Consider the following 10,773-nt stretch of genomic DNA (forward strand, 5'->3'; position numbering starts at 1 on the left):
AACTCTGAATTTAGCTGTTTTAAATCTGACATTGACTGATTATAAGTTAATTTTATTTAGGCTTCTTTTTGTGCAGCCATCTTACGTTTCTTAGATGCTTTTTGCCGTTCGCCGGTATTTAAAATCTTTTTACGTAACCGGACGTTTTCAGGGGTTACTTCACAATATTCATCATCATTTAAGAATTCAATGGATTCTTCTAAAGACATTGTTTTTGGCGTCTTAATAGCCGCAGCATGGTCTTTACCAGAAGCCCGGGTGTTTGTTAAGTTCTTACCCTTTGTAACGTTAACAGAGATATCTTGATCACGGCTGCTAGAACCGACAATCATCCCTTCATAAACTTCAGTTTGAGCGTCAATAAATAATTGACCACGATCTTCAACAGATTGCAAACTGTAAGTGGTTGCTGGACCGCCATTAATAGAAACTAAAGCACCGGTATGCCGACCAGGTGTCCAATTCTTGATGACTGGACCGTATTTTTCAAAGGTATGGTTCATAATCCCATAACCACCCGTTTGAGAAAGAAATTCATTAGAGTAACCAATCAAACCTCTTGAAGGTGCTAGGAAGTTTAACCGTGTTTGGCCGTTACCTGTACTTTCCATGTTTTGCATCTCGCCTTTACGTTGAGACATGGCATCAATAACGGAACCAACATATTCATCCGGTGTGTCAATTTGAACGGATTCATAAGGTTCAGACAATACACCGTTAATCTCACGATAAATAACTTCTGGTCTAGAAAGTTGTAATTCAAAACCTTCACGCCGCATTTCTTCAACTAAGATTGATAAATGCAATTCCCCACGACCTGAAACAACCCAGGCACTAGGTTGATCTGTATCTTCAACACGCAAAGAAACATCGGTTTGTAATTGACTTCTCAAACGATCTTCCAATTTACGTGCAGTTACAAATTTACCTTCTTTACCTGCAAATGGTGAATCATTTGCTAAAAAGGTCATTTGTAGTGTTGGTTCGTCAATCCGTAAGATTGGTAGCGCATCTTGGTGATCGACAGGTGTGACAGTTTCACCAACGAAGATATCATCCATCCCAGAAACCGCAATTAAGTCCCCAGCTTTTGCTTCGTTGATTTCAATCCGTTTCAAACCAAAGAAACCAAAGATTTTAGTCACACGGAAGTTTTTAGTACTGCCGTCTAATTTTAATACGGAAACACTGTCGCCAATTTTGATTGAACCCCGGAAAACACGGCCAATACCAATTCGACCAACATAATCGTTGTAATCTAACATAGCCACTTGGAATTGAAGTGGTTCGTCACTATTATCAATTGGTGCTGGAATTGTATCAATGATCGTATCAAAAACTGGCTTCATTGTATGTTCTTGCGTTGCAATATCAGGATCTAAACTAGAAGTCCCGTTAACCGCACTAGCATAAACAACTGGGAATTCTAATTGTTCGTCATCAGCCCCTAATTCGATGAATAATTCTAAAACTTCATCAACGACTTCGTCTGGACGAGCGCCTTCACGGTCAATTTTATTAATCACAACGATTGGTGTTAAATGTTGTTCCAAAGCTTTTTTCAAAACAAACCGTGTTTGTGGCATTGTCCCTTCATAGGCATCAACAACCAATAAAACCCCATCAACCATGCGCATGATCCGTTCTACTTCACCACCGAAGTCCGCATGTCCTGGTGTATCTAAAATATTGATTTTTGTATTTTGATAATCAACTGCCGTATTCTTGGACAAAATTGTAATACCACGTTCTTTTTCAATGGCGTTAGAGTCCATAGCTCGATCTTGTAATTGAATATGTTCGTCCAATGTATCTGATTGTTTTAATAGTTCGTTGACAAGGGTAGTCTTACCATGGTCGACGTGGGCAATAATAGCAATATTACGAATATCGTCTCTTGTTTTCAAAGTTGCTTAACTTCCTTTCATGTTTAGCCAGAATGCTAGCGCTACGCTCTAACGAAACGGGCCAAACCTTGATGTAACGTTTTGTCGCATCTTTTATATCTTTATCCCATTTAATTTCAAACAGCTGCAAATTACTTGCACTAAGTCAAAAAAAGTGATGTTTTCTTGACCAATTTACTGTAAAGCAAGTATTTGTGCATGTGTCCGTTCCGTTCCAATTAGCACAATTTTAGATGATAACATACTTAAAGGCTCACCGTCAATATCTGTGACCTTTAATCCTAAGGTTTCAGCCATCACTTTACCGGCCGCAAAATCCCAAGGCATGAGTTTTGAAACATAGCCATTTTCAAAGCCTTGAATAACTTTTGTAAATTCAATGCCCGCACTGCCAAAAATTCTGGCGCCTGAGCTGGCTGTAACGGCCGCTGCAACGTGTTTTACGTCATGGACGAGTAATGGCCCAGACATCCCTAAAAGTCCTTCAGACAAAGTTATATTCTTAGGTTTGGGCAATGGCAGATTATTCTTATAAACACCAAACTCTGGGCCACCCCAAAATAGTTCATCCTTCATCACATCTAAAATAACCCCTACAATACCTTTACCGTCTAAATAAGCGCCAATCATAATGGCAAAATTTTCTCGAGCTTTGACAAAGTTCATTGTGCCGTCAATCGGATCCACGAAAAAAACAAGCCCTGTCAAATCCTCTACTTGATCGCCAAAGCCTTCTTCACCGACAATTTTTGCTTCGGGATATTGTGCCCGAATTTTTTGAACCAAATATTGTTCTGTGGTTTTATCAATATTTGTTACTAAGTCGTTGCGTCCAGATTTTGTATTCACCTTTAAATCATCATGCAAATGTAATTTAACGGCTTCCGCAGCCGTGACAACCCATTGTTTAATATCTAGTGCTAACCGCCAAGTATTTAGTGTCGCCATCGTTTATAGTCCCTTCTTCATCAAGATAATTTTGTTTTGTGATTGTTTTGCAGCTTGTACCGTCTGATAAATTGAATAGCCGGACACAGTTTCAAATTGTTTCCCCAATTGTTTTTCTTGCATTTTGCTAGGTACAATTTTTTTAAACTGTTCATAGCTTGCTAAAAGGTCTTGTTTTGTAATACCTTTTTCATTTGCCTTTTCAACATTATTGTAAAAACCAATCACCACAATAATTTCTTCGGTGGTCCAACTTGTATCCAATGGATAGCTATAATTTGTCTCAGCGATTTTAAGCACTCCCTCTTGATCTTTTATTCTACCAATCTACTATTATACAACGATAACACAAAAAAAATCAGCTGTCTGATTTTTATCGACAACTGATTTTTAAGATTAATTTCGAAATTAAATATTAGTTGGGAAACCTTCTGCGACATCTGCCGCATCCATAATTGCTTCACCTAAAGTTGGATGTGGGTGGATCGTCAAAGCTAAGTCTTGAATATTCAAGCCGCCTTCAACGGCAACCGTTAATTCAGAAATTAAATCGCTGGCACCGGCACCGGCAACTTGTGCGCCAATTAAAGTACCATCTTTTTTATCAGAAATTAATTTCACAAAACCATCAGTTTCATCTAATGAAATCGCCCGGCCGTTAGCGGCAAATGGGAACTTAGATGATTTAGCATCGTAACCTTTATCTTTAGCTTCTTTTAAAGTCAAACCGGTTGTTGCTAATTCAGGATCTGCAAAACAAACTGCTGGCATTGCCTTATAATCAACAGCTGCTTTTTTACCAGAAATGGCTTCAGCTGCAACTTTACCTTCATAAGATGCCTTGTGGGCTAAAGCTAATCCGGCAACAATATCGCCAATTGCATAAATATTGGCCACATTCGTCCGGCTTTGATTGTCAACATCAATTAAGCCTCGATCGCCTACTTTGATACCCGCTTGTTCTAAGCCCATATCATCGGTATTTGGCCGCCGACCAACGGTAACCATGACGTAATCTGCTTTGATGCTTTCAACTTTGCCGTCTACTTCATATTTAACAGTGACATCTTTATCAGTCTGAACAGCTTCTTTGGCCATGGCGCTTGTAATAACGTCTGTACCCTTTTTCTTAAAGTTGTTCAAAACAAGTGAAACCATGTCTTTATCAAAGTTTGGCAAAATAGATGGCATACCTTCAAGAATTGTGACATGAGTGCCTAAGTTTGTATAAGCACCGGCTAATTCTGAACCAATATAGCCGCCACCAATAACAACTAATTCTTTAGGTACTTCTGGCAAACTCAAACCACCTGTAGAATCGACAACTCGACCTGAGAATTTGAAGCCAGGAATTTCAATTGGCCGACTACCAGTTGCAATAATTAAATTTTTAAAAGTGTAAGTCTGAGCGCTATCTTTTTGGATGACCCGTAGACTATGGCTGTCCTTTAAAAAGGCATCCCCCATAATCAAGTCAATTTTATGCTTTTTAAACAGCATACCAACGCCACCGGTTAACCGTTCAACAACTTTGTGCTGTTTCCAGTCTTGTGTTTGTGCCCAATCAATCGTTGGAGCACCAGCCATTTTAATACCAAAAGTAGAAGCATCTGTTGCAGCTTGCAAACGATGACCGGCATTAATCAAAGCTTTAGATGGAATACAGCCTACGTTTAAGCAGACACCGCCAACAAATTCTTTTTCAATTACGGTTACTTTTTGACCTAATTCAGCGGCGTGAATTGCGGCCACATAGCCACCAGGTCCAGCACCGATTACGACTGTATCTAAATCAATTGCAAAATCGCCTACTACCATCTATCGTCATCCTTCCATTAATAGCAATTCAGGATCAGCTAATAATTGTTTTAATTCATTCATTGCCCCTTGTGCGTAAGCCCCATCAATTAAACGGTGGTCTACAGACAAGGATAATTTCATCATTGCGCCAACGGCAATTTGGCCATCATCAGTGACATAAGGTTCCTTGGCAATTTTACCAAAGCCTAAAATAGCCACTTCAGGATGATTCACAACTGGTGTAAACCAGCCGCCGCCTAAAGAACCAATATTACTAATTGAAATCGTCCCGTTACTCATTTGTTCTGGTTTCAACTTATTGTCTTTAGCAGCTTGGGCGTTGTCTGAAATTTCTTTGGCAATTTCAAAAATACTCTTTGTATCTGCATCTTTAATATTTGGCATGTATAAGCCATTTGGTGTATCTGTGGCAATCCCAATATTAAAGTAGTTTTTATGCACGATTTCTTGGGTAGCATCATCAATAGAAGCGTTTAGATTAGGATTATGTTTAATCGTAATCACTAAAGCTTTGACAACGTAGGCCAAGAAAGTTAAGTGAATGCCACGATCTGCGGCAACATTCTTAAATTTCTTACGATGTGCCATCAACTTAGAAACTTCAACATCATCAAAAATTGTAAAGTGTGGGGCTGTATACTTACTCTTTGTCACAGACTTCGCAATGGCTTTACGCATTGGTGACATCTTTTCACGGACTTCACGATCTGCTTCTGTCGACTTAAATGGCTGTGGTGCAGCAGCAGGTGCTGGTGCTGGTGCTGGTGCAGTTGGTGCTGCCGGTGCAGATGCTACGGGTGCTGCAGCTGGTGCAGCAGTACCGCCAGCAATAAAGTTATCCACGTCTTGTTTCGTAATACGGCCATGACTGCCAGTTGCTGGTACTTGTGAAATATCCACGTCATGTTCTCGAGCATATTGCCGAACTGAAGGCATTGCTAAAATTTCGCGATTTGGATCGCTAATAGCAACAACATTATTCGTTGTTGCTGTTGGTACAATTGCAGCGCTGCCACTAGCGGCATTTTGAACGGGTGCTTCAGCAGCAGGTGCTGGTGCAGCTTCAGTAGCACCAGCGGGAGCAGCATCATTGTGCCCAGGTGCGTCAATTTCAACGATAACGTCGCCGACTTCAACTGTATCCCCTTCAGCAGCCACAATGTTCGTAATTGTCCCAGTCACTGGAGATGGAATTTCTTCCACAGACTTATCGTTTTGAATTTCAACTAATGTATCATCTTCATTGATCTTATCGCCGACTTTAACGTCCCATTTAGCGATTTCACCCTCGACAATACCTTCACCTAATTCTGGTAATTTGAATTGATAAACTTTGGCACCACCGGCAGTAGGTGCTGCAGCGGGTGCTGCTTTTTCAGCGGGTGCTGCTGAAGGCGCGTCATTACCAGCTACGCCAGGAGCATCAATTTCGACAATTACATCGCCGACTTCAACTGTATCCCCTTCGGCAGCTACAATGTTGGTCACGGTCCCGGTGACTGGGGATGGAATTTCTTCCACAGATTTATCGTTTTGAATTTCAACTAATGTATCATCTTCGTTAATTTTATCGCCGACTTTGACGTCCCACTTAGCGATTTCACCTTCAACAATACCTTCGCCTAGCTCTGGTAATTTAAATTGGTATGCCATAACGTTCTTCCTTTCTGTTAAGCCCTAATAACTCATAATTTCTTTAACTTTAGCTTCCACATCATTTGCATTTGGTAACCAAATACCTTCGGCTTCACCAAATGGGAACGGCGTATCTGGTGCCGCTACAAAACCAATTGGTGCTTCTAAAGAAAGAATGGCTTCTTGAGAAATCTCAGAAACAACGGTATTACCGACACCACCCATTTTTTGGGCTTCTTGCACAACAACCACCCGGCCGGTCTTTTTAACAGAAGCCAAAATAGTGGCCATATCTAATGGGGCAATTGTCCGCAAATCAATAATTTCAGCATCAATATTTTCTTTAGCCAAGTTATCGGCTGCTTTCAAACTTTCCCGTACCATTGCGCCGTAAGTTACGATTGTAATATCTTTACCTTCACGGCTGATGCCTGCTTTATCCAAAGGTACTTCATAAGCTTCATCTGGTACTTCTTCTCTGAAAGAACGGTACAATTTCATATGTTCCAAAAACATCACTGGATCATTAGAATGAATTGAAGCTAATAATAGCCCTTTTGCATCGTAAGGATTACTTGGAATAACAACCCGCATCCCAGGAAATTGTGCAATTAAACCTTCAAAGTTGTCTGAATGCATTTCCGGTGTATGCACACCACCGCCAAATGGTGCCCGAATAGTGATTGGCATTTGCCGCGTACCATCCATCTTATAACGCATTCTAGACATTTGACCGCCAATAGAATCCATCGTTTCAAAAATAAAACCAAAGAATTGAATTTCAGGTACTGGTCTAAAGCCTTCTAAAGCTAAACCAATTGACAAACCACCAATACCAGATTCTGCAAGCGGTGTATCAAAAACTTTATCTTCACCGTATTTTTCTTGCAAGCCTTCTGTTGCCCGGAAGACACCGCCGTTTTTACCAACGTCTTCACCAAAGATCAGAACTTTGTCGTCTTGTTCAATGGCTTGACCCAACGCAGCAGTAATCGCTTGAATCATTGTTTTCTTTGCCATATTAGTTCGACTCCTTCTTGCTGTAAGTTTCAATTTGTGACACAATATTTTGAGGCTGTACCTCATAAGTGTTCTTTAAGAATGACGTTACGGTTTGTTTTTCAACCTTATCCGCTTGATTGATCGCTTCTTTAATTTCAGCTTTATATTGTTCAATTAAAGCGTCTTCTTTTTCTTGTGTCCATAAACCTTTGCCTTCTAGATAAGTTCTGAACCGGTTTAATGGATCACGTTGATGCCATAATTCATCTAGTTCAGCAGAACGATAACGTTTTGGATCATCACCAGAAAGTGTATGTGGCCCATAACGATAAGTCATCGTTTCAATTAAAACAGGTCCGTTACCAGCAATTGCCCAATTCCGTGCTTCGCGCATCACTTCATAAACCGCTAATGGATCCATCCCATCTACTTGAACCCCTGGGATCCCAGCAGCGACTGCTTTTTGTGCTAAAGTTTTAGCAGCACTTTGCGCAGATCTTGGCACAGAGATAGCGAATTCATTATTTTCAATGATGAATAAGGCAGGTGCTTTAAAGTGTCCGGCAAAGTTCATGCCTTCATAAAAGTCCCCTTGAGAAGTCCCACCATCACCGGTATAAGCGAAAACAACATTTTCAGCTTTTTTCTTTTTAAGCCCTAAAGCAACACCGGCAGCTTGAACATATTGTGCCCCGATAATAATTTGTGGTGGTAATGCATGTAAATCTTCTGGATAATTGTTGCCTTCCACATGGCCTCTAGACCATAAGAAAGCTTTATATAATGGTAAACCTTGTTGGATTAATTCTGGAACGTCACGATAACGCGGCAGTACAAAATCTGCTTTGTCCATTGCATAAACACTGGCCATCTGGCTGGCTTCATGACCTGCAGTTGGTGCATAAAAGCCCAAGCGGCCTTGCCGGTTTAATGCTGTAGAGCGTTGGTCTAAAACGCGAGCCCAGACCATTTTAGACATTAATTCGATGAGTTGATCATCTGTTAAGTCAGGTACATGGTCTTTATCAACGATTTCACCTTTTTCATTGAGAATTTGCACCATTTTGAAATCTTTTTCTTGGTCATTAACTAATGCTGCAAAATCTAGCAATTCGGAATTTTTTTTAGTTGCCATAGATATTCAGTTCCCTTCTTAATAGTTCTGTAGCAATACTGTCTAGAAAACTGTATCACTATCTATCTCTACACTAACAAATTTAGCATTATGCAAACGCTTTTGCAAGCATTAAAATTTATTTCTTAGCTTTCCTATAAGTTATTAATTAGTGAATAATATAACTATCTCACAGCAAATAGCATGCCAAAACAGCCTCAATTTTTTTCTGTTCTATACAAAATTTGTTTTCTGTATTGATTTAACCCCTCATTTCACAGCCTTTCGCATAAAAAAATCCCCCAAGCATTAAAGGCCTTGGGAGATCTTTATTTTTATAATTTAGACTGCTTATTGAATTGCTAACTTTGCCCCTACGAGCGCGGCTGTTCATACTTTAAACTGATTTGCGTGACCTGGCTGGGCTCTCGCTCACTTAGATCTGCAGCGATTACAGCTTGTACCTGAGCATCTGTTGCTGTCACAATTTCAGATGTTACGCGTGTCGCGTTAACATTACTTGATACTGTTGCAACTTTAGTTTGGCTTTTTGCTTGTGATAAAGTTCGAATACTCATCCAAATGTTTTGAATTACTTGGTAAACTTTTTTTACAAAAGTCAGTTGTAATTCAGGTTGTGCGATAATTGTTTCGCCAGTAGCCATTACAATCGCAAAGCCTTCACCAGCGACAACCTTTGCACCGAAAGTTGCTGTTTTTGTATCTAATTGTAAAGTGCTGTCATCAAACAGGTTCATGTTTGCTGGTAAATCGTCACCAGCACTTAAGAAAACAATGTCACCTGGTACTAATCTTGCAGCGTTCACCCGATGGCCTAAGCCTTCGCGGATCACTAAGAAATCTTCTGCTAAAATTGCTTGTGCGGCAACAACTTGTTGGTTAAAACGTACTAGAGCCGTTGCTTTAGTGATAAAAGTCAACACTACTAAGCTTAAAATAATGGCTGCCAAAATATTTTGGTGCAGCAAGTTGCATAAACCGACTGCAAATAGCAAAATCAAAGTAGCTGGTGCTTTTAAATCATTAAACAAGCTTCTTAAAATCGCACTTTTTTCAAGTGTTGTGAATTGGTTTAAGCCAAAGCGGTGCATCCGCTTGTGTACTTCAGAAATAGTCAAGCCGCTAACATGACTTGTTTGTCTTTTTAGGGCTTGCTTTGTCGTAAATTCATTCTTTGAAATTACAAACATGTTCTTGAACATAATTCTATCCTCCTCTGTTTTTACAGAAGAAGTTGTTTGTTCAACCACAGCTATTAAATTTTAAAATCGCCTAAAGGTGGGTAAAACGTCTAACTTCCTCTGCTGGTCACCTTTGTCTGTCGCTCCGGGTTTAGAATCTGTATGCATTCTACTCACCTCTCTTTGTTTTGGTTTTTTGTAAAAAATAAAAATAGACACCTAAAATGATTGGGTGTCGTTGATAGATTCCCAATCGTTTAGTTTTAGCACTATATGACGTAGATTAAAATCAGCTGTATTAGAAAAAGCCTTTTTAGACAGTTCCAGTTGACTCGTTGGCATCTCTCGATGTTTCTGAGCAACAGCGTATATTCATATAGGAGCCTCACCTAACGGGATATATTAAAAATTCTTGTTATAGGCATAGCGTCACTAATACTAGTTTATCAATTAATATCAAAAAGTCAACACCTTTCTGGAAAAAATAGCAATGCCGCTTTGTTTGTGATACTATTTGTAACGAAAAGAAATTACGGAGGGGTACATTTTGATTTTAATGAAAGATATTGTCCGCGATGGTCATTCAGTTTTACGTGCACAAGCCGCAAAAGTTGAGTTTCCATTAACTGACGAAGATAAAAAATTAGCTGCCGAAATGATGACATTTTTAGAAAATAGTCAAAATCCTGAAATCGCTGAAAAACATCAGCTCCGTGCTGGTGTCGGTTTAGCCGCACCACAAGTGGGTGTTTCAAAACAAATGAGCGCAGTCTTAGTGCCTGGCGGTGACGATGAAGAACCCGTTTTAAAAACAGTCTTAATCAACCCGACCATTATTGCCCATTCGGTTAAAAATGCGGCTTTATCTGAAGGTGAAGGCTGCTTATCTGTAGATCGTGATATTCCTGGCTATGTACCGAGACACGAACGCATTACGATTCGCTACCAAGACTTTGACGGTAACATTTTAAAGCTGAAATTAAAAGATTATCCAGCAATTGTCTGCCAGCACGAAATTGATCACTTACATGGTATTTTGTTTTATGATCATATTAATTCAACAAATCCATTTGAATTACCTGAAAATACAGTCTTATTAGAATAAAACCAGCTAAAAAAAGCGCTGGATCAGACTTGAAAGCAA

Annotated in this window: 9 protein-coding genes and 1 riboswitch; of the genes, 1 reads left to right on the top strand and 8 read right to left on the bottom strand. The window is 39.7% G+C overall.

Annotation, left to right across the window (positions count from 1 at the left end; all coding sequences use genetic code 11):
* Window positions 1-56: 56 nt before the first annotated feature.
* The 8 genes from typA to EKM93_RS06425 all read right to left on the bottom strand — a co-directional run bounded on the left by typA (window position 57) and on the right by EKM93_RS06425 (window position 9,650).
* A complete protein-coding gene (typA, locus tag EKM93_RS06390) occupies window positions 57-1,907 on the bottom strand; it encodes a translational GTPase TypA (protein WP_125714156.1) in 1,851 nt (616 codons plus the stop codon).
* Between the two features lie 174 nt (window positions 1,908-2,081).
* Window positions 2,082-2,855, bottom strand: coding sequence for an inositol monophosphatase family protein (locus EKM93_RS06395; RefSeq protein WP_125714158.1), 774 nt, complete (start codon window positions 2,853-2,855; stop codon window positions 2,082-2,084).
* A gap of 3 nt (window positions 2,856-2,858) precedes the next feature.
* Window positions 2,859-3,155, bottom strand: a complete 297-nt coding sequence (locus EKM93_RS06400; protein ID WP_125714160.1) for a UPF0223 family protein — start codon at window positions 3,153-3,155, stop codon at window positions 2,859-2,861.
* 108 nt (window positions 3,156-3,263) lie between these two features.
* Window positions 3,264-4,673: a dihydrolipoyl dehydrogenase gene (lpdA, locus tag EKM93_RS06405; RefSeq protein WP_125714162.1), complete on the bottom strand. Its 1,410-nt coding sequence runs from the start codon at window positions 4,671-4,673 to the stop codon at window positions 3,264-3,266.
* Window positions 4,674-4,679: 6 nt separating this feature from the next.
* Window positions 4,680-6,329: a dihydrolipoyllysine-residue acetyltransferase gene (locus tag EKM93_RS06410; RefSeq protein WP_125714164.1), complete on the bottom strand. Its 1,650-nt coding sequence runs from the start codon at window positions 6,327-6,329 to the stop codon at window positions 4,680-4,682.
* Between the two features lie 24 nt (window positions 6,330-6,353).
* On the bottom strand, window positions 6,354-7,331 hold the full coding sequence (locus EKM93_RS06415; protein WP_125714166.1) for an alpha-ketoacid dehydrogenase subunit beta: 978 nt from the start codon (window positions 7,329-7,331) through the stop codon (window positions 6,354-6,356).
* Between the two features lies 1 nt (window position 7,332).
* Window positions 7,333-8,448: a pyruvate dehydrogenase (acetyl-transferring) E1 component subunit alpha gene (gene pdhA, locus EKM93_RS06420; protein WP_125714168.1), complete on the bottom strand. Its 1,116-nt coding sequence runs from the start codon at window positions 8,446-8,448 to the stop codon at window positions 7,333-7,335.
* A 353-nt stretch (window positions 8,449-8,801) separates the two neighbouring features.
* Complete coding sequence (locus tag EKM93_RS06425) at window positions 8,802-9,650, bottom strand: cation-transporting P-type ATPase (RefSeq protein ID WP_125714170.1); 849 nt, start codon at window positions 9,648-9,650, stop codon at window positions 8,802-8,804.
* 220 nt (window positions 9,651-9,870) lie between these two features.
* Window positions 9,871-10,033: riboswitch (M-box (ykoK) riboswitch) on the bottom strand.
* Between the two features lie 143 nt (window positions 10,034-10,176).
* Here EKM93_RS06425 and def point away from each other — a divergent pair.
* Window positions 10,177-10,734 carry a peptide deformylase gene (def, locus tag EKM93_RS06430; RefSeq protein WP_125714172.1) on the top strand — a complete coding sequence of 186 codons (558 nt, stop codon included), beginning with the start codon at window positions 10,177-10,179 and terminating at the stop codon, window positions 10,732-10,734.
* The last annotated feature ends 39 nt before the right edge of the window (window positions 10,735-10,773 follow it).

Origin of the sequence: Agrilactobacillus yilanensis, assembly GCF_003946725.1 — a bacterium.
Classification (GTDB): domain Bacteria; phylum Bacillota; class Bacilli; order Lactobacillales; family Lactobacillaceae; genus Agrilactobacillus; species Agrilactobacillus yilanensis.